This is a genomic window from Streptomyces muensis (assembly GCF_021474425.1).
In the GTDB taxonomy this organism is placed as follows: Bacteria; Actinomycetota; Actinomycetes; order Streptomycetales; family Streptomycetaceae; genus Streptomyces; species Streptomyces muensis.
Map to the genome: position 1 here is coordinate 1 of NZ_JAKEIP010000157.1, position 19,789 is coordinate 19,789.

Consider the following 19,789-nt stretch of genomic DNA (forward strand, 5'->3'; position numbering starts at 1 on the left):
GCGTGGTCTGGTTGTGGGCGTGGGCGGGGGGGGGGGGGGGGCGGGGGGGGGGCCCCCCCCGGGCCGGTATTTCGGTGGCGGTATCGGGGGGCTGGGGTTGGGGGGGCGGGCCTGGGGGGTTGTGGTGGGGGCGGCGGGGGCGCTCATCGGACGGTCTCCTTGGTGGAAGTGGGGGCGGTGCTCGCGGTCAGGGCGAAGAACACGTCGTCCAGGTCGGGGGTGTGCACGGAGAGCTCGTCGGCCTCGACCCCGGCCGAGTCGAGCCAGTCGAGGATGGAGCGCAGCTCGCGCTGGCTGCCGCCGCTCGGGATCTGGAGCGTGAGGGCGTCGTCGTCGCGGGTGGTCTCGCGCAGTGCGGTGGCCGCCCGTTCGTAGGCCACCGGGTCGGAGAAGCGCAGCCGCACATGGCCGCCGGGGACGAGCCGCTTGAGCTCCTCGGCGCTGCCCTGGGCGACGAGCCTGCCGCCGTCGAGCACCGCGATGCGGTCGGCGAGTTGGTCGGCCTCCTCCAGGTACTGGGTGGTGAGGAAGACGGTGACGCCGTCGGAGACCAGCTCGCGGATGATCCCCCACATGTTGTGCCGGGAACGCGGGTCGAGGCCGGTGGTCGGCTCGTCGAGGAAGATGATCCGGGGGCTGCCGACCAGGGTCATGGCGATGTCCAGGCGGCGCTTCATACCGCCGGAGTAGGTGGAGGCGGGCTTCTTCGCGGCCTCGGTGAGATCGAAGCGCTCCAGCAGCTGGGCGGTGACCCGCCGTCCCTCGCGCTTGGGGAGGTGGTGCAGGTCCGCCATGAGGAGCATGTTCTCCTCGCCGGTGATCAGTCCGTCCACGGCGGAGAACTGGCCGGTGACCCCGATCGCGGCCCGCACCGCCTGGGCCTCGCCGGCGAGGTCGTGCCCGGCGATCCGTGCCTGTCCCCCGTCGGCGGAGATCAGCGTGGACAGGATGTTGACCGCGGTGGTCTTTCCGGCGCCGTTCGGCCCGAGCAGGGAGAAGATCGTGCCCGCGGGCACCTGGATGTCGATGCCGTCCAGGACGGTCTTGTCCCCGTAGGACTTACGCAGCCCGGTGGCCGCGATAGCGAGTTCGTGGTCCGTATTCGTCATGCCGCAGAGCGTGCGGCCCGACCGGTTCAGAACGGTTTCAGTCCGCTTTCAGCCGCCCGGAATCGCCGTAGGACGCTGAAACCCGCGGTCAGCCGTCCGCCTTGCTCGTAGGCGGGCGTGGTCCGCCACCGCGACGCCAGTACCGTCTCTGCGCGCTGACGCCACGCTTGGTCGCCTTGGCCGCATGGCATGGACGCAGCCGGCCCGCATTCGCCTACCTCGGCTTTACACGAGCTACGCTAGCGTTGTGAACGAAACCGTTTCGTTCTGCTCGACAGGCGGCCCCGGCCCTCCAGCAGGGAGATGACAGACATGGTCTCCGTACTCGTGGTCAACGACCAGTCACTACAGCGCCTCGCCCTGCGCATGCTCCTGGACCCCGAGCCCGATCTGAGTGTCGTCGGGGAGGCGGCGAGCGGGGCCGAAGCGGTGCTCATGAGCGCCGCGCTCCGTCCCGACGTCGTTCTGATGGGCAGTCACCCTTCCCGCGCGGACGACGACATCGCCACCGTCCGGCGCATCGCGCGCCCACGCCGCGGCCCCCGGCTGCTCGAACCGGCCGAAGCGGACGCGCACACGCCCCGCGTCCTGGTACTCACCCGCGCCGGCCACGAGAGCTACGCCTACGCGGCTCTGCGGGCCGGTGCCGACGGGTTTCTGCTGGAAGACGCCGCCCCCGACGAACTGGCCTCGGCCGTCCGCGTCGTCGCCGCCGGGGACGCCGTCATCACGCCGGACCTGACCCGCGCGCTCATCGACACCGTCCGCGAACAGCGCACCAGCAGGCCCCTCCCGCGCACATCCGACCTCGCCACCCTCACCGGGCGCGAACGCGACGTCCTCACCGCGGTTGCCTCCGGCTGGTCCAACGCCGAGATCGCCGAGCGGCTGTCCATCGCCCCGACCACCGTCAAGACGCATGTCAGCAACATCCTCGCCAAGATCGGCGCCCGCGCTCGTGTCCAGGCGGTGACGTTCGCGTACGAGTCGGGGCTCGTCCAGCCTGCCGCGTGACGGGTGGGCAGGGGGTCAGGGTGAGGGGCCGCTGCCGTCGCGGCCCACTCCCCCCTCCCCTCGGGCCAACTGGCCTCCTGCGCTACACCATCCGGTGGCTTATCGCCGCCGTAGCGTTATTCATATCAGCCTATTTCCTATTCATTCCACTGTCCGGCTCTTGGTGCTGACCAGCCGTCACGAGGCCCTGAACCAAGTCGAGGAGAGTGGAAACAATGACGACATCGCCTAGATGGCGATCAGTTCTGGCGCCAGCCGCCATGGCTGCCGCGCTCGCCGCAGCCGCGCTGGCGAGCACGGGCACCGCCCACGCCCAGGACGACACCACCCCGCACCCGCCTTACCCGGCCAAGCCCGCCCACCCGGCCCACGGGACCAAGCCGGCGTATCCGGTACACCCGGTCAAGCCCGAGCACCCCGTGCACCCCGTGCACCCCGTCAAGCCCGAATACCCCGTGAAGCCGGTCAAGCCGGATTACCCGGTGAAGCCCGTCAAGCCGGAATACCCGGTGAAGCCGGTCAAGCCCGCGTATCCGGAGAAACCTGCGTACCCGGTCAAGCCCGTCAAGCCCGCGTACCCGGAAAAGCCCGCCTACCCGGCCAAGCCCGTCAAGCCCGCATACCCGGAAAAGCCCGCCTACCCCGTCAAGCCCGTCAAGCCCGCATACCCGGAAAAGCCCGCCTACCCGGCCAAGCCCGTCAAGCCCGCATACCCGGAGAAGCCCGCCTACCCCGTCAAGCCCGTCAAGCCCGCCTATCCGGAGAAGCCCGCCTACCCCGTCAAGCCGGTCAAGCCGGATTACCCGGTCAAGCCCGCGTATCCGGAGAAACCTGCGTACCCGGCCAAGCCCGTCAAACCTGCGTACCCCGAGAAGCCCGCCTACCCGGCCAAGCCCGAATACCCCAGCAAGCCGGTCAAGCCCGCGTACCCGGAAAAGCCCGCCTACCCGGCCAAGCCCGTCAAACCTGCGTACCCCGAGAAGCCCGCCTACCCGGCCAAGCCCGAATACCCCAGCAAGCCGGTCAAGCCCGCGTACCCGGAAAAGCCCGCCTACCCGGCCAAGCCCGTCAAACCTGCGTACCCCGAGAAGCCCGCCTACCCGGCCAAGCCCGAATACCCCAGCAAGCCGGTCAAGCCCGCGTACCCGGAAAAGCCCGCCTACCCGGCCAAGCCCGTCAAACCTGCGTACCCCGAGAAGCCCGCCTACCCGGCCAAGCCCGAATACCCCAGCAAGCCGGTCAAGCCCGCGTACCCGGAGAAGCCTGCGTACCCCGCCAAGCCGGTCAAGCCCGCGCACCCGGAAAAGCCTGCGTACCCCGCCAAGCCGGTCAAGCCCGCATACCCGGAAAAGCCCGCCTACCCCGCCAAGCCCGCCAAGCCCGCATACCCGGAAAAGCCCGCGCACCCGGTCAAGCCCGCGTACCCCGCCAAGCCGGCTCACCCCATCAAGCCTGCGTACCCCGCGAAGCCGGCCCACCCGGTCAAGCCGGCGTACCCCATGAAGCCGGCCCACCCGGTCAAGCCGGCCTACCCCGTCAAGCCGGTCTACCCGGAGAAGCCCGCCTACCCCAAGCACCCGAGCAAGCCCAAGCACTCGGGTCACGAGAAGAAGCAGCACGGGTGGTGAGGACGAGGGGACTCTGATCTCGGCCCCTCAGGAGAGGTCGCACGTCGGAAGCCGGGCCCGGACATCCGGGCCCGGCTTGCCGGGTTGAGATAGTCGTCCCTGCCCGCACGCCGCTGCCCGGACCAGTCGCCGTCGTGCGGTCGTCGACCGCATGCCGGGCGTCTCGGCGCCCATGACAGGCAGGCCCGCTCCCGTACCGCGTACCTCGTCCCCTGGAGTCGCCATGCCCGGTTCCGTGTCCCCGACCCCGTCCGCGGAGCCGGCCGCCGTCGCCGTGGCCGTCCCGGCCCATCTGCTGCGCGTGACCCTGCTGGTGGCGGCAACTGTCTGCCGATCCTGGGCGCCGTACTGATCGCCCCGGTGCTGCCGAGGATGCAGGACCACTTCGCCGCGGCTCCCGGCGCCAAGGCACTCGTACCGCTGGCGCTGACCGTGCCGGCGCTGTCGTTGGCCCTGCTGGCCCCGTTCGCCGGAGTGATCGTGGACCGGCTGGGCCGCAAACGGCTGCTGATCGTGACGACTGTCCTGCACGCCGTGTTCGGCAGACCTTCGAGGAGATGGTCGCCTACGCCTCGCGCGGGACCTGGGTGCGTCCCGGGGACGTGCTGGGCTCCGGGACCTGCGGCAACCGCGGCTGTCTCGCCGAGCTGTGGGGCGTGCGCGGCCGGCGGCACCCGGCGCCGCTGCAGCCCGGCGACACGGTCACGCTCACCGTGGAGGGCATCGGTTCCGTGTCCAACACCGTGGTGCGCGGCGCGGATCCGGTACCGCTGCCGACGGGCCGCCGGGGCGGCCGGGAACGGCCCTGTCCGTCCCATCCTTGAGGGGCTCCGCCCCCTGGACCCCCGCTCCTCAAACGCCGGAGGGGCTGGGTGGGATCTCCTGTTCAGCCCAGATGATCTTCCCGACCGGTGTGTAGCGGGCGCCCCAGCGGTGGGACAACTGGGCGACCAGGAACAGGCCGCGGCCGCCCTCGTCCGTGCTGCGGGCGTGGCGCAGCCGTGGGGCGGTGCTGCTGGCGTCGGCGACCTCGCAGGTGAGGCGGGAGTCGCGGATGAGGCGGAGGCGGATGGGGGGTTCGGCGTAGCGGATGGCGTTGGTGACCAGTTCGCTGACGATCAGCTCGGTCGTCATGGCGAGTTCCCCGAAGCCCCAGGTCTCCACCTGGCGGGTCGCCCGGCCCCGGAGGTCGGCGACGGCGGCCGGGTCGACGGGGACCTCCCACGAGACGACGTGCTCGGCGCCCAGGGAGTGGGTGCGGGTGAGGAGCAGGGCGATGTCGTCGGGCTGCGGTGCGGGCACGAGTTGGCGTACCGCGGAGGAGCACAGGGTGTCGAGGTCGGTGTCCCGGCGGGACAGCAGGTCGCCGAGCCGGGACATGCCGTGCTCCATATCCCGGTCGGCGGCGGCGACGAGGCCGTCGGTGTAGAGGCCGAGGAGGCTGTTCTCGGCGAGCTCGATCTCACCGGCCTCGAAGGCCATCCCGCCCAGTCCGAGCGGGGGTCCGGCCGGGGGTTCGGGGAAGGTGACCCGGCCGTCGGGGGCGACGACGACCGGCGGCGGGTGGCCGGCGCGGGCCATCGTGCAGCGCCTGGTGACCGGGTCGTAGACGGCGTAGAGGCAGGTCGCGCCGAGGAACCCGGCCCGGCCCTGGCGGGTCGCCTCGGTCGCCTCCTCGTCGGAATGCTCCTCGCTGAGGCGCAGCACCAGGTCGTCGAGGTGGGCCAGCAGTTCGTCGGGCGGCATCTCCATGTCGGCGAGGGTCTGTACGGCGGTGCGCAGCCGGCCCATGGTCGCCGCCGCCGTGATGCCGTGGCCGACGACGTCGCCGACGACCAGTCCCACCCGGGCGCCGGACAGCGGGATCACGTCGAACCAGTCGCCGCCGACCCCGCCGCTCGGGTCCGCGGGCAGGTAGGAGGAGGCCACCTCCAGTGCGGTACCGCCCGTGAGGGCCTGGGGCAGCAGACTGCGCTGGAGGGTGACGGCCGCGGTGTGTTCCCGGGTGTAGCGGCGGGCGTTGTCGACGCACAGCGCGGCGCGGGCGACCAGTTCCTGGGCGACCAGGACGTCGTCGGGCTGGAAGGAGACCGGGTTGAGCGAGCGGATGAACGTGGTCAGGCCGAGGGCGGTGTTGCGGGCCCGCATCGGTACGGAGATGAGGGAGTGCAGGCCGAACTCGCGGATGCTGGCCGACCGCGCGGGCTGTTCGGTGGTCCACAGCGCGTCGGACGGGTCGAGGACCGGGATGAGGATCGGGCCGCCGTCGATCAGCAGGTTCGCGCCGTGCGGTGGAGGGACGAAGTCCACGCGTTCCCCGACCCGTGCCACCGCCTCCGGGCAGCCCTCGCGCACCGAGCTCAGGCCGGCCCGGCGCATCACCGGCTTGGCGTGCGCGGGCCCCGCGTCGGTCAGCCACGCCCCGTGTCCCTCGTTGCTGAGCACGGGCTCCAGCAGGTCCACGACAACGAAGTCCGCGAAGCGGGGTACGGCGAAGTCGGCGAGTTCCTGCGCCGTCCACAGCACGTCCAGCGTCGTACCGATCCGGGTGCCGGCCTCGCTGACCAGCGACAACAGCTGGCGGGCGTTCCAGCGTTCGGTGACGTCCAGGACCATGTAGCAGACCCCGGTGATCGAGTTGTCGGGGTCCACGAGGGGGAAGAAGGACGTCGAGTAGGCGTGCTGGCGGTGCGGGTCGGCCCAGCTCCAGCCGACGTACTCGTAGTCGGTGACCGGCAGGCCGGTCTCCAGGACCTTGCGCATCAGGCCCTCGAGGGTGTCGGCCTGGAGCCCGGGCAGCAGTTCGCTCAGCCGGCGGCCGAGGCGCTGGTCGCGGGGGACGCCGCCGAAGCGTTCCAGGGTGTCGTTGAGCCAGACGTAGCGCAGCTGGGTGTCCATCACGGCCATGCCGACCGGTGAGCGGGTCAGGAACCCGTCGAGGACGGACTGGCCGACCGCCCACTGCTGCCGTCGCTCCCGCGCCGAGATCAGGAAGCACTCCTCGGCGCCGATCCGGAAGGACGCGGAGACGCGCAGGTCCACGTCGATCCGGCGGCCGTCGCGGTGCCGTACGGCGATGAGGCCGCTCCATCCCATGCCGGCCCGGCAGCGCTCGGCGACACCGGCCACCCGGACCGGGTCGCCCGGCATCGCGAGCAGGGCCGCCGCTGAGGTGCCGACGGTCTCCGACGCCGGACGGCCGAGGAGCTCCTCCGCGGCCCGCGTCCAGCCGATGACGACGCCGTGTGCGGACACCACCGCCGCCGCGTCGGTGGACGCGTCGAAGAGCGCGCCCGGTCCTGCGGACGTGGGCGCCTCAGGTCGGTCTCGCGCAGCATCCATGGGTCCTCACGCAGCGTCCATGGGTCCCGTCCTCACAGGACCATGTTCCTGCTTGTCCGCCCGAAGTGCACGGGCCGTGGCCCGGCGGGCGGGCCGTGGCGGTCGGAGGGAGCATGGAGGTGCCGGTCGGCTCAGGCGTGGTACCCGGCCGTGGTCGAGGTCGGCGGGCCCGGCCGACCGGTGCAGAAGGAGCTGCGATGACAGCTGGATCCTTCGAGTCCGACGCGGGCGGGTACGACCCGGAGCCGCCCCGCCCGACCGGCCTGCTCGACGTGCTGAGCGTGGCGGCGGTGGTCGTCGACGCGGGCGGGCGCGTGGTGTTCTGGACGCCGCAGGCCGAGGAGCTCTTCGGGTACACCGCCGAGGAGGCGCTCGGCACGCACGCGGCACGGCTGTTCATCCACCCCGAGCAGCTGCCGGCCGTGGTGCAGCTGTTCACCGAGGTGCTGGAGACCGGCCGCAGCTGGGCCGGTACCTTCCCCGTGCGGCACAAGGACGGCAGCACCCGGCTGACGGAGTTCCGCAACATGCGGCTGCTGGACGACCTCGGTGACGTGTACGCGCTGGGCATCGCCGCCGACCACTCCCTGCTGCAGCGCGTCGAGACCGATCTGGCGCTGTGCGAGCGGCTGATCAACCAGTCCCCCATCGGGCTGGCCCTGCTCGACCCCGAGCTGCGCTATCTGCTGGTCAACCCGGCGCTGGAGCGGATCGACGCCACCCCGGCCGAGGACCATGTCGGGCGCCGGCTGCGGGAGACGCTGCCGCTGCCGGACATCGACACCATCGAGTCGGCGCTGCGCCAGGTGCTCACCACCGGCACCCCGCTGCTCGACCAGTACCACGTGGGCCGCCCGCCGGCCGACCCCGAGCACGAGCACGCCTGGTCGCTGTCGTTCTACCGGCTGGAGGACCCCGGGGGGCGGGTCCTGGGCGCGGCCATCTCGTTCGTCGACGTCACCGAGCGGCACCGCGCGTCCGCCGAGGCCGACCGGGCGCGGCGCCGGCTGGCGCTGATCGCGGACGCCTCCACCCGGGTCGGCACCACGCTGGAGGTGGAGCGGACCGCGCACGAGCTGGCGGAGGTCGCCACGCCCGAGCTGGCCGACGTGGTCGCCGTGGACGTCCTGGACTCCGCGCTCGCCTGCCGCCGGATGCGCAAACCGGACAACGGTCCGGAGCTGTTCCGGGCGCTCGCCCTCAAGGCGGCCTATCCGAGCGTGGCGCTGCGCGCCGCCGATCCGCCCGGTGACCTCGCCGCGTACGACGGCGACCGGCTGGTCACCCTGTGCGTCCACACCGCGCGGCCGGTCCTGGTGCGCCATGTCGGGGAGCGGGACCTGCCGCGCATCGCCCGCGACGAGGAGGCCACCTCGCTGCTGGCGCGGGCGGGGGTGCACTCGTATCTCGCCGTGCCGTTGATCGCGCACGGCGAGGTGCTCGGCGCCCTCGACCTGAAGCGGACCCGCAATCCGGTGCCGTTCGACGAGGACGACGTCGTCCTGGCCTCGGAGCTGGCCAGCCGGGCCGCCGTCGCCATCGACAACGCCCGCTGGTTCCAGAGCGTGCGCAACACGGCCCTCACCCTGCAGCGCAGCCTGCTGCCCGACCATCCCCCGCACCACACCGGTCTCGAGCTGGCCTCCCGCTACCAGCCCGCGCAGGCCACCAGCGAGGTCGGCGGCGACTGGTACGACGTGATCCCGCTGGAGGACGACGAGACCGCGCTGGTCGTCGGCGACGTCATGGGCAACGGCATCGACGCCGCTGCCACCATGGGCCGGCTGCGGACCGCCACCTGCGCGTACGCGGACCTCAACCTCGACCCGGGCACCGTGCTCCAGCACCTGGACAAGATCACCTGCGATCTGGAGCACTACATCGTCACCTGTCTGTACGCGGTGTACGACCCGCGCACCCAGCGCTGTCACATCGCCAACGCCGGACACATGCCGCCCGCACTGGCCCGCCCCGGCCAGCCGCCGAAGCTGCTCGACCTGCCGGCCGGGGGCCCACTCGGCGTCGGCGGCATCTCCTTCGGGACCACCACCGTCGACCTGGGCCCCGGCGATCTGCTGGTCCTCTACACCGACGGCCTCGTCGAGACCCGCCACCACCCCATCGACGACCGCCTGGACGTCCTCCTCGGCTTCCTCGACGAACCCCGCAGACCGCTGGAGGAGACCTGCGACCTCCTGCTGTACGGCCTGCGCCACCCCGACGACCACGACGACGTCGCGCTTCTCGTCGCGCGGGTCCTCTAGGGCCTGTCCGCCTTGCCCGCGCGGCGTGCCCGGCGCAGGCTGTTGCTATGGGTGCTGAGAGTGGCCCCACGCTCATCGGTTCCGTACAGCGGGCCTTCCGGCTGCTGGAGGCGATGAGCGCGCACCAGAACGGCGCGCCGGCCAAGCAACTGGCGCGGGAGACCGGCCTGCCCCTGGCCACGACGTACCACCTGCTGCGGACGCTGGTCCACGACGGTTACGTCCGCAAGCTCGACGACGGCGGCTTCATCCTGGGCGACCGGCTGGAGACCCTGCACAGCTCGGGGCGGGCCCAGTCGCTGATCAGCCGGATCCGGCCCACGCTCGCGGCGCTGCGGGACGAGTTGTCCTCCGCCGCCTACCTCACGTTCTACGAGGAGGGGGAGATCCGGGTCGCCGAGATCGTGGACGGGCCGCGGGCACCTCGGGTCGATCTGTGGGTGGGGTTCGAGGACGCGGGGCACGCCACGGCGCTGGGCAAGTCGGTGCTGCGCGAGCTGGACGAGGAGTCACGCAAGGACTACCTGTCGCGGCACGCGCTGCCCGACCTCACGCCCAGGACGATCACCGACCCCCCGGAGCTGATCCGGCGGCTGGACTCCTCGCCGCTGGCCCCCGCGGTGACGGACATGGAGGAGTACACGCTCGGCACGGTCTGTGTCGCGGTGCCCGTCTACAGCGGCAGCACCCTCGGCTCCCTCGGTGTGTCGCTACGGGCGGACCGGCGGTCCCGGATCGAGGAGACCCGGGCCCGGCTGGAGGAGGTCAGGGCGCGTCTGCTGCCGACCGCGAGCCGTGTGACCAGGGGTCTTTCGCTCACCATGTGACATCGGAGCCGCTCGCTCACTATCTGAAATCCGGGTCCTTGTCCTGCCCGGGGCCGAACCGGTTCTCTTATATAAATCGGACATTTCCCCGGGCGCATGCCCCCACGCACAGGTGAGGACAGCCGACAAGACATGAGCCAGGCCCTGCACCACGGTCGTGACCACTGGCCGAGGCGACTGGTCGCCACCACGCCCGCACTGCCCATCCTGATCGTCGCCGCCATCGTGCTCGTCGATCTGATCTGCGGGTCGGGAATGACCTGGCTGCCGCTGCTGGCCGTGGGTCCCGCGCTCGCCGCGACCACCAACGGTCCGCGCGGCGTCCTCTGCGTGGGACTGTTCGCCGCCGCCCTCGGCGCGGTCCTCGGCGTCCGTGACGACGTCGAGGGCCACGAGCTGGCCGTCGTGCTGGCCGCGGTGATGGCCGTGACCCTGGCCGGGAGCCTGGCCAGCGCGCTGCGCGGGCGCCGCGAGCGGGTCCTGGCGGCGGTCCGGTCCGTCGCCGAGGCCGCCCAGCACGCGCTGCTCCAGCCGGTACCGACGACCGTCGGGCCGTTCCAGGTGGCCGTCCGCTACAGCGCCGCCGCGGCGGAGGCCCGGATCGGCGGCGACCTCTACGCGCTGGTGTCCACGCCCTACGGGGTCCGGCTGATCGTCGGCGACGTACGCGGCAAGGGGCTGCCCGCGGTCGGGACGGCGGCCCTGGTGCTGGGTGTCTTCCGTGAGGCCGCCTACGACGAGCCCGATCTGCTCGCCGTCGTCGCGCGGATCGAGCGGAGCCTGGCCCGCAACCTGGGCTGCGACGACTTCGTGACCGCCGTGGTCGCCGGCTACCCGAGGGAGGGGCAGCTGGAAGTGGTCAACTGCGGGCACGCGCCGCCGCTGCTGGTTCGCGACTCCGTGGTCGTACCGGTCGAGCCGGACCGTCCGGCGCCGCCGCTCGGTCTGCGCACCCTCTCCGGCGAGAGCCCCGCACTCCAGGTGCTGCCCTTCGCCGACGGGGACCAGCTGCTGCTGTACACCGACGGTGTCACCGAGGCCCGCGACCACGACCGGGAGTTCTACCCGCTCGCCGACGGGCTGCGGCGGCACACCTGCGACGAACCCGTGCGCACCGTCACCGCGCTCCACGACGAGCTGCTGGCCCACGTGGGCGGCCGGCTCCACGACGACGCGGCGCTGCTGCTGCTCCGCATGCCGGACGCCACTGGAACGGCCTCCGCCCCTCAGGGGGCCGACGCCGGGCGCGTGGGTTCCTGCTCGCAGTAGGCCCGCCGCCCCCGCCGCCACGAGCAACTCCGTGAACCGGCCGGGCACCCGCTGCCGACCCGTCCGTAGGGCTTGTCCCGGACAACAGCCGTGCCCGGTCCACCGAACGGTGTTAGAAAAGAGGCATGGCCGCAGTCCTCGGCCGCCTGCGCTCGCTGGTGAGCGCGCGTACCGTCGCCCGGCAGGTCTTCGTGCTGCAGGCGGCGATCGTCGTGCTTCTCGTCGTCGCCGCTGTGGTGGCCCTGGTGCTGCAGGTGCGCAACGACACCGAGCGGGAGGCCCGCAACCGGTCCCTGGCCGTGGCGGAGGCCTTCGCCAACGCGCCGGGTGTCGTGGACGCCCTGGCGCAGCCGGATCCGACGGTGGTGCTCCAGCCGCGTGCCGAGGCGGCGCGTGAGGCGACCGACGTGGACTTCGTCGTCGTGATGAACACCGACGGCATCCGGTACACGCACCCCAACCCCGCCCAGATCGGCAAGCACTTCGTCGGCACCATCGCACCGGCCGTGTCGGGCGGGACCGTACGCGAGACCTACACCGGGACGCTGGGGCCGTCCGTGCGGGCCGTCGTCCCCGTCACGGACGACGGCGGCCGGGTCGTCGGGCTGGTGGCCGCCGGTGTGACGCTGGCGAGCGTCGGCGGGGTCGTCGACCACCAGCTGCCGATGCTGCTCGCCTCGGCGGCGGCCGCCCTCGCCCTCGCCACCGGCGGGACCGCGCTGGTCAGCCGGCGGCTGCTGCGCCAGACGCACGGTCTGGGGCCGGCCGAGATGACCCGGATGTACGAGCATCACGACGCCGTGCTGCACGCCGTACGCGAAGGCGTGCTGATCCTGGACGGCCGGGGCCGCCTCGCGCTGGCGAACGACGAGGCGCGCCGGCTGCTGGGGCTCGGCTCGGACGCGGAGGGGCGGCCCTGTCTCGCCCTGGGTCTCGGCAGCGATCTCGCCGGGCTGTTCGCGTCCGGGCGGGACGCCACCGACGAGGTGCATCTGGCGCAGGGCCGGCTGCTGGCGGTGAGCCAGCGGGCCACCGACCGGGACGGCGGGCCGCCGGGCAGCGTGGCGACGCTGCGGGACACCACCGAGCTGCGGACGCTGACCGGCAGGGCGGACGTCGCGCAGGAGCGGCTGAAGCTGCTGTACGACGCGGGCCTGGAGATCGGCACCACCCTCGATGTCACCCGCACCTCGCAGGAGCTGGCCGACTTCGCGGTCCCCCGGTTCGCCGACTTCGTCTCCGTCGATCTGGCGGATCCGGTGCTGCGGGGCGAGGAGCCGAAGGAGGGCCGCACCGACATGCGCCGGGTCGCCTTCCGGGGTGTACGGGAGGGCAGTCCGCTCTACCCGATCGGTGAGCTGATCCACTTCGCCCCGGACAGCCCGCAGGCCTTCGGCTTCGGTACCGGCGAGTCCGTGCTGGAGCCGGACATGCCCGCCTTCTCCGGCTGGCAGGACCAGGACCCTCAGAACGCCCGCCGGCTCGTGGACTTCGGGATCCACGCGATGCTGACGGTCCCGCTGCGCGCCCGGGGCGTGATCATGGGGATGGCCACGTTCTGGCGGGCCGACCGGCCCGATCCGTTCGAGGAGGAGGACGTCTCCCTCGCCGAGGAACTGGTCGCACGGGCCGCCGTCAGCATCGACAACGCCCGCCGCTACACCCGTGAGCACACCCTGTCGGTCACGCTCCAGCGCAGTCTGCTGCCCCGGGCACTGCCCGACCAGAGCGGCCTGGACGTCGCCTACCGCTATCTGCCGGCGCAGGCGGCGCAGGGCGGGGTCGGCGGGGACTGGTTCGACGTCATCCCGCTACCGGGCGCGCGGGTGGCGCTGGTCGTGGGCGACGTCGTGGGGCACGGGCTGCACGCGGCGGCGACGATGGGACGGCTCCGTACGGCGGTGCACAACTTCTCCACGCTCGACCTTCCGCCCGACGAACTCCTCGGGCACATGGACGAGTTGGTGGCCCGCATCGACCAGGACGAGGGCGGCGACGGCGAGATCGCGCCGGTCACCGGGGCGACCTGTCTGTACGCCGTGTACGACCCGTCCTCCGGGCTGTGCACCCTCGCCCGTGCCGGCCATCTCGAACCGGCGGTCGTCCACCCCGGCGGCGACGTCGAGTTCCCCTCGGTCACCGGCGGGCCGCCGCTGGGCTTGGGCGGCAGTCTGCCCTTCCAGGCGACCGAGCTGCGGCTGCCCGAGGGCAGCGGTCTTGTGCTGTACACGGACGGGCTGGTCGAGGACCAGGGCCGGGACATCGACGAGGGTCTCGAAATGCTGCGCGCGGCGCTGGCCGCGGCGCCGCCGACGCACGGCCGGACGCCGGAGGAGACGTGCAAGGCGGTGCTGGCGGCGATGCTGCCGGAGCGGCCGCGCGACGACGTCGCCCTGGTCGTGGCCCGGACCCGGATGCTCGCCGCCGACCGGGCGGCCACCTGGGACGTTCCGGACGACCCCGCCGCCGTGGCCCGGGTCCGGGCCGCGGCCACCCGGACCCTGGAGTCCTGGGGGCTGGTGGAGGAGGCGTTCACGACCGAGCTGATCCTCAGCGAGCTGGTCACGAACGCCCTGCGCCACGCCACCGGCCCCATCCGCGTCCGCCTGATCCGCGACCGCGCCCTGATCTGCGAGGTCTCCGACGCCAGCAGCACCGCCCCGCACCTGCGCAGCGCGGCCACGACCGACGAGGGCGGCCGGGGGCTGTTCCTGGTGGCGCAGTTCGCCGAGCGCTGGGGTACGCGGTACACGACGACCGGCAAGGTGATCTGGACGGAACAGCCCCTGGGCGGCTGAGTCTCCTACGAGCCCCACGGCGCGCCTCAGCCCTCCGTGCGCCTCAGCTCGCCGTGCGCCTCAGCTCGCCGTGCGCCTCAGCTCGCCGTGCGCCTCAGCTGTCTCCGTGCGCCTCCAGCGCCGCCCGCACGCCCGATTCAAGGGCGCCCTCGATCCACGACGGCTTCACCGAGGTGTGGTCCCCGGCGAAGTACAGCGGCCCCTCGGGGGTGCGGATGGCTTCCAGCAGTTCCGTGTGCTGGCCGGGAAGCAGCACGGACGCCTCCCCGTAGGCGTACGGATCCCGCAGCCAGCTCTGGGTCCGCCCGGCGCCGGTGTAGAAGACCTCGACGCGCTGGCCGTAGACCTGTTGCAGGCCCCGCAGCGCGTGCGGGTAGCGGGCGTCGTCGTCGAGGGAGTCCCAGCGGGAGGCGTCGTCGGCCCAGCTGTAAGAGGCGAGGACGACACCGCCCTTGCTGCCGTCGACCGGATGGGAGGGGTTGATCATGAAGCGGTTGGAGTTGTCGGAGACCGACCCGCCGCCGATGATGTGCGCCGCCTCGGGCTGGTCGCGGGTGCCCCAGCGGTTGGCGGCGTAGTGCGCGCGTTGCGCGTCGTTGATGTGGCCGTCCGGGACGGAGGGGTGGGCGCCGAGCAGGCTGCCGTCGGCGGGCGCCCTGCCCTTGCGGTAGTCGTCGTAGAGCCCGGGCCGTACGGCGTCGAGCTCCCGCTTCCAGTCGGCCTCGGTGAACTCCCACCAGCGCAGGCCGAATTCGAGCAGCACCTTGGTCGCGCTGTCGTAGTGCAGCTCGGCGACCGCGCGCCGCTTCTTGTACGACATCAGCGGGGCGACCTGGACCTGCCTGAGCCCCGAGAACGGCACCGTGACGATCGCGAGGTCCCCGGTGAACTGCTCGCGCACGACCTTGCCGTCGCGCCCCTCGGAGACGGTGTCGATCCAGACGTGCGGGCCCTTGGCGCTGACGTGGGAGGTGTCGTCGGCGCCGGGGCGGCCCGGCGCCCAGTACTCGATGTGGGTGGCGCGGCGGTCGAGGCGCAGGACGTCGGCGACCTCTTTCAGCAGCGCGTCCGGCAGGGTCGCCGTACCGCCCACCAGCTCCCAGAACGCGGTGTCGGGGCTGATCAGGGACTGGCTGATGAAGCTGTGGATGAAGGAGAGCGGCAGCCGTGAGGTGAGGTTCTCCAGGGTGCCGATCAGGTCGATGGTGCGCTCGTCGAAGCCGGCCGCCTCGGTCAGGAAGCGGTACATCGACCAGTCGCCGTACTTCTGCACGACCCGCGCCCAGCCCCTGACCCGCTCGGGCATCGGTTTGTCGACGCGTTTGCCGTCCGCGCCGACGGTGCTGAACTCGTCGCGCACGGGGTCCAGGGCGCGGCGCAGGATGGTCGAGGAGGGGGTGTCCCAGTGCTCGCGGGGGACGCCGAAGGAGCGGTTGATCTTGCGGGGTGCCTTGGCGTACTCGGAGCGGCGCACGCGGATGCCGTTGACGTGCAGCCAGGCGTTGTTGACGGGCTTGCCCTCGCCGTCGACGTCGACGAGGTGGAACCGGCGGCGTTTGACGCCGAGCTGGTCGATGAGGCTCATCACCAGCGGATGGCTGCCGGGGATGCGCATGGCGCCGGCCTCGGCGTACTGGGCCGGGTCGGCGAAGGCCTGGGCCGCCTGCTCGTGGCCGCCGGTGCGGAAGGTCTTGATGCGGCCGCCGACGCGGTTGCCGTTGGCCTCGACGAGCGTGACCCGGTGCCCGGCCCGCTTCAGCAGCCAGGCGGCGACCAGTCCGGCCGGTCCGGCGCCGACGACGAGCACTCTCTTCCCGGTCTTCGTCTTCGCGCGCGGCAGCCCGGAGTCGAGGATCTTGCGGTACGCCGGCACGAGCGGCCGGTCGTGCTCGTCGACCACGAGGAGGGCCCGGGCGACCGCGAGGCAGGTGTCCCAGTCGGCGGTGGAGCGCGGCCGGTGCGGGGCCTGCCGGGGGACGGTCGGTGCGGCGGCGGCCGCGGTGGGAGTCAGCGCGGCCAGGGCGGCCGTCGTGGCGGTCGTGGTCGTGAACTACCGTCGGGAGAGGGAGGTCGGGCCGACAGGGGCGCGGTGATTGTCCATGTGCCCTGGATACGTGGGCAGTTGGGGCGCCGGGGGCCCATCGGTGGTTCATCACCTGAACGGGCAAGCGCATCATCGTCCACCCGCGCCCGGTACGCGTCCGCACGCGGGTTTGTGAAGCGCGTATGACGAAACCGTTGACGGGAACTTGGCCCACTCTTATCTTCTGATCCCCACCACGATCGGAATCACGAACTCCGTTCGAAATCACGGACAGACTTACGGACAGGGACGGTCTCGTATGCCCCGGATGTCTCACCCTCCGCTGAGGAAGCGCCGCAGATCACTGATCCTCTGCGTACTCGCGGCGCTCCTCGCCCTGGTGGCGACCACGCAGCCGGCGTCCGCGGCGGACGGCCGGCCGTACACGAACCCGCTGAAGTCGTTCAAGGGCGCCGACCCGTGGCTCCAGTACCACGACGGCAACTACTACCTGATCACCACGACGTTCACCGGCATCCTCGGCATCCGCAAGTCACCGACCCTCGCGGGCCTCGCCACCGCGCCCAACGTGCAGGTGTACTCGGACACCACACCGACCCGGAACACCAACTTCTGGGCGCCGGAGATGCACCTGTTCAACGGCCACTGGTACGTGTACTACTCGGCCGGCCAGTCGGGAGTCGCCTGCTGCGACTCCCAGCGCACGCATGTCCTGGAGAGCGCCGGCACCGACCCGATGGGCCCGTACACCTACAAGGGGTCGCTCACCGGGTCCAACCTCACGCCGGGCGGCTGGCTGATCGACGCGAGTGTGCTGCAGGCGAACAACAAGCTGTACCTGCTGGGCAGCGGGTTCATCAACGGCAGCACACAGAGCCTGGTGATCGCGCCGCTGAGCAACCCGTACACGCTCGCGAGCAACACGTTCACGATCATCTCCAGTCCGACGCTCGACTGGGAGCGGACCGGCAGCCCTGTCAACGAGGGCCCCGAGCCGCTCTATCACAACGGCCGCACCTTCCTGACGTACTCCGCGAGCTTCTGCGGAACCCCCGACTACAAGCTCGGCCAGCTGGAGCTGACCGGCTCCGACCCGCTGAACCCGGCGTCCTGGACGAAGAAGCAGACCCCGGTCTTCCAGCGCAGTGACGCCAACAGCGTCTACGGCCCCGGCCACAACGGCTTCTTCACCTCGCCCGACGGCTCCGAGAACTGGATCGTCTACCACGCCAACTCCGCGTCCAACGGCGGCTGCGGCAACGGACGCACCACCCGTGCCCAGGAGTTCACCTGGAACGCCGACGGCACCCCGAACTTCGGCACGCCGGTCGCTCTGGGCACCACGCTTCCCGGCCCGTCCGGCGAGACGGCCGCGACGCCCACGTCGTACACCCTCGTCAACCGCAACAGCGGCAAGTGCCTGGACGTCAGCGGTGGCAACACGGCGGACGGCACCAACATCTTCCAGTGGAGCTGCACCGGCGGCGCCAACCAGAAGTGGCGGGTCGAGGACCTCGGCGACGACACCAACCGGCTGGTGAACGTCGCCACGGGCAAGGTGATGGACACCGCGGAGTGCTCCGCCGCCGACGGCGCCGACATCCGCCAGTGGTCGTGGCTCAACAACAAGTGCCAGCGCTACCGGCTCGTCCACACCGCCACCGGCGACCACGTCCGGATCGTCAACGAGTCCACCGGCAAGGTCGCCGACGTGGCCGACTGCGGAACGGCGAACGGCACGGACGTACGGCAGTGGACGTGGCTGAACAACAACTGCCAGCAGTGGCGCCTCGTACCCACTACCTGATCTTCCGACTCCCGCATTGGAGAAGCACCTTGAGACGCAACGCCGTACGGCTGCTCACGGCCGTCCTGATGGCCCTCGCGGCCTGCCTCGCCGGGCCCGGTCCCGCCGCCCGGGCGGCCGTGCCCGCCTCCCCCGCCGTGACCTTCACCAACCCGATCGCGCTGCAACGCGCCGATCCACACATCTTCAAGCACACTGACGGCTTCTACTACTTCACGGCGACCGTTCCCGCGTACGACAGGATCGTCATGCGCCGGGCCACCACTCTGCAGGGACTCTCCACCGCCCCGGAGACCACGATCTGGACCAAGCACGCGAGCGGTGAGATGGGCGCCCACATCTGGGCCCCGGAGATCCACTTCATCGACGGCAAGTGGTACGTCTACTTCACCGCCGGCTGGTCCACCGACAAGTGGCGGATCCGGCCGTACGTCCTGGAGTCCAGCTCCGCCAACCCGCTCACCGGCACCTGGACCGAGAAGGGCCGCATCTCCCTGCCGCTGGACACCTTCTCGCTCGACGCCACGACGTTCGTGCACAACGGCACCCGCTACCTCAGCTGGGCGCAGAACGACCCCGCCGTCGGCGCGGGCACCAACATCTACCTGGCCCGGATGGCCAACCCCTGGACCATCACCGGCAGCCCCGTGATGATCGCCCGGCCCACCCACGCCTGGGAGAAGGTCGGCGCGACCGTCAACGAGGGCCCGGCCTTCATCCAGCACGGCAGCAAGGTCTTCATGACCTTCTCCGCCAGCGCCACCGACGCCAACTACTGCCTCGGCCTGCTGACCGCCAACGCCACGGCCGACCTGATGAACCCGGCGTCCTGGACCAAGAACCCCGAGCCGGTCTTCAAGAGCAACGACGCCACCGGCCAGTACGGTCCCGGCCACAACAGCTTCACCGTCTCCGAGGACGGCAAGTCGGACATACTCGTCTACCACGACCGCGACTACAAGAACATCAGCGGCGACCCGCTCAACGACCCCAACCGCCGCACCCGCTTCCAGAAGCTGTACTGGAAGGCCGACGGCACCCCCGACTTCGGCATCCCGGTGGCCGACGGCGTCACGCCCCACCGTTTCTCCTCGTACAACTTCGCGGACCGTTTCATCCGCCACTGGGAGTACCGGGCCCGCATCGAGGCGAACGTCTCCCCGCTGGCGGACTCACAGTTCCGCGTGGTCACGGGCCTGACCGGCACCGGCACGGTCTCCCTGGAGTCCACCAACTTCCCCGGCTACTACCTGCGGCACAAGAACTACGAGGTGTGGCTGGAGAAGAACGACGGCACCACGCAGTTCGCGTCCGACGCCAGCTTCTTCAAGCGGGCCGGGCTGGCGGACTCGGCGGGCGTCTCGTACGAGTCGTACAACCTCCCGGGCCGCTATGTCCGGCACTACGACTACCTGCTCCAGGTACAGACGCCGAGCACGACGACGGATCGGGCGGACGCCACGTTCTACGCCCAGTGAGCCGGTGACCCTTGCGGGTTTACCCGGCAGGTAAACCCGCAAGTCAGCAGTCCGCGCCGACGGCCGGCCCCGACTCCTTAAGATCCCTCCGTGGCGAACTTCCTGCTCGAACGCACGGCTCCCCTCCCCCTCGACGAGGCCTGGCGCCGCCTGACGGAGTGGCCCCGCCACGCCCGCGCCGTACCCCTGACCCGCATCAAGGTCACCCC

The 19,789-nt window shown here is 71.5% G+C and carries 10 protein-coding genes and 4 pseudogenes; 11 read left to right on the forward strand and 3 right to left on the reverse strand.

The features are described 5' to 3' along the window. Nucleotides 1-143: 143 nt before the first annotated feature. Nucleotides 144-1,109, reverse strand: a complete 966-nt coding sequence (locus L0P92_RS29125) for an ATP-binding cassette domain-containing protein (protein WP_234766036.1) — start codon at nt 1,107-1,109, stop codon at nt 144-146. A gap of 312 nt (nt 1,110-1,421) precedes the next feature. Between L0P92_RS29125 and L0P92_RS29130 the strand changes: the two genes are divergently transcribed. From L0P92_RS29130 to L0P92_RS29145, 4 genes and pseudogenes are all read left to right on the forward strand, one after another. Further along, a complete protein-coding gene (locus tag L0P92_RS29130) occupies nt 1,422-2,123 on the forward strand; it encodes a LuxR C-terminal-related transcriptional regulator (protein ID WP_234766037.1) in 702 nt (233 codons plus the stop codon). 260 nt (nt 2,124-2,383) lie between these two features. Beyond that, nucleotides 2,384-3,751 carry a hypothetical protein gene (locus tag L0P92_RS29135; RefSeq protein ID WP_234766046.1) on the forward strand — a complete coding sequence of 456 codons (1,368 nt, stop codon included), beginning with the start codon at nt 2,384-2,386 and terminating at the stop codon, nt 3,749-3,751. Between the two features lie 223 nt (nt 3,752-3,974). After that, nucleotides 3,975-4,294 (forward strand): annotated as a pseudogene (locus L0P92_RS29140) (MFS transporter); the annotation flags it as partial. 2 nt (nt 4,295-4,296) lie between these two features. Next, nucleotides 4,297-4,575 (forward strand): annotated as a pseudogene (locus tag L0P92_RS29145) (fumarylacetoacetate hydrolase family protein); the annotation flags it as partial. Nucleotides 4,576-4,603: 28 nt separating this feature from the next. Here the strand turns inward: L0P92_RS29145 and L0P92_RS29150 are convergent. Then, nucleotides 4,604-7,093, reverse strand: a complete 2,490-nt coding sequence (locus tag L0P92_RS29150) for a SpoIIE family protein phosphatase (RefSeq protein WP_234766038.1) — start codon at nt 7,091-7,093, stop codon at nt 4,604-4,606. A 197-nt stretch (nt 7,094-7,290) separates the two neighbouring features. On the opposite strand from L0P92_RS29150, the gene L0P92_RS29155 reads away from it, so the two are divergent. The 4 genes from L0P92_RS29155 to L0P92_RS29170 all read left to right on the forward strand — a co-directional run bounded on the left by L0P92_RS29155 (nt 7,291) and on the right by L0P92_RS29170 (nt 14,251). After that, nucleotides 7,291-9,357, forward strand: a complete 2,067-nt coding sequence (locus L0P92_RS29155) for a SpoIIE family protein phosphatase (protein WP_234766039.1) — start codon at nt 7,291-7,293, stop codon at nt 9,355-9,357. Between the two features lie 47 nt (nt 9,358-9,404). Then, entirely contained in the window at nt 9,405-10,184 is a 780-nt protein-coding gene (locus tag L0P92_RS29160) for an IclR family transcriptional regulator (RefSeq protein WP_234766040.1), read from the forward strand. Between the two features lie 132 nt (nt 10,185-10,316). Then, nucleotides 10,317-11,453 carry a PP2C family protein-serine/threonine phosphatase gene (locus tag L0P92_RS29165; RefSeq protein WP_234766041.1) on the forward strand — a complete coding sequence of 379 codons (1,137 nt, stop codon included), beginning with the start codon at nt 10,317-10,319 and terminating at the stop codon, nt 11,451-11,453. Between the two features lie 125 nt (nt 11,454-11,578). Beyond that, entirely contained in the window at nt 11,579-14,251 is a 2,673-nt protein-coding gene (locus L0P92_RS29170; protein WP_234766042.1) for a SpoIIE family protein phosphatase/ATP-binding protein, read from the forward strand. 94 nt (nt 14,252-14,345) lie between these two features. Here L0P92_RS29170 and lgoX read toward each other — a convergent pair. After that, nucleotides 14,346-16,352 (reverse strand): annotated as a pseudogene (gene lgoX / locus L0P92_RS29175) (L-glutamate oxidase LgoX). 250 nt (nt 16,353-16,602) lie between these two features. On the opposite strand from lgoX, the gene L0P92_RS29180 reads away from it, so the two are divergent. From L0P92_RS29180 to L0P92_RS29190, 3 genes and pseudogenes are all read left to right on the forward strand, one after another. After that, on the forward strand, nt 16,603-18,102 hold the full coding sequence (locus L0P92_RS29180) for a family 43 glycosylhydrolase (RefSeq protein WP_234766043.1): 1,500 nt from the start codon (nt 16,603-16,605) through the stop codon (nt 18,100-18,102). Between the two features lie 68 nt (nt 18,103-18,170). After that, nucleotides 18,171-19,580, forward strand: a complete 1,410-nt coding sequence (locus L0P92_RS29185) for a family 43 glycosylhydrolase (RefSeq protein WP_234766045.1) — start codon at nt 18,171-18,173, stop codon at nt 19,578-19,580. A 90-nt stretch (nt 19,581-19,670) separates the two neighbouring features. After that, nucleotides 19,671-19,789 (forward strand): annotated as a pseudogene (locus tag L0P92_RS29190) (SRPBCC family protein); the annotation flags it as partial.

Bases quoted from the DNA above. Each gene is read 5' to 3' on its own strand.
- L0P92_RS29125 (WP_234766036.1), bottom strand. From the start codon at position 1,109: ATGACGAATACGGACCACGAACTCGCTATCGCGGCCACCGGGCTGCGT.
- L0P92_RS29130 (WP_234766037.1), top strand. From the start codon at position 1,422: ATGGTCTCCGTACTCGTGGTCAACGACCAGTCACTACAGCGCCTCGCC.
- L0P92_RS29135 (WP_234766046.1), top strand. From the start codon at position 2,384: ATGGCTGCCGCGCTCGCCGCAGCCGCGCTGGCGAGCACGGGCACCGCC.
- L0P92_RS29150 (WP_234766038.1), bottom strand. From the start codon at position 7,093: ATGGATGCTGCGCGAGACCGACCTGAGGCGCCCACGTCCGCAGGACCG.
- L0P92_RS29155 (WP_234766039.1), top strand. From the start codon at position 7,291: ATGACAGCTGGATCCTTCGAGTCCGACGCGGGCGGGTACGACCCGGAG.
- L0P92_RS29160 (WP_234766040.1), top strand. From the start codon at position 9,405: ATGGGTGCTGAGAGTGGCCCCACGCTCATCGGTTCCGTACAGCGGGCC.
- L0P92_RS29165 (WP_234766041.1), top strand. From the start codon at position 10,317: ATGAGCCAGGCCCTGCACCACGGTCGTGACCACTGGCCGAGGCGACTG.
- L0P92_RS29170 (WP_234766042.1), top strand. From the start codon at position 11,579: ATGGCCGCAGTCCTCGGCCGCCTGCGCTCGCTGGTGAGCGCGCGTACC.
- L0P92_RS29180 (WP_234766043.1), top strand. From the start codon at position 16,603: ATGTCTCACCCTCCGCTGAGGAAGCGCCGCAGATCACTGATCCTCTGC.
- L0P92_RS29185 (WP_234766045.1), top strand. From the start codon at position 18,171: ATGGCCCTCGCGGCCTGCCTCGCCGGGCCCGGTCCCGCCGCCCGGGCG.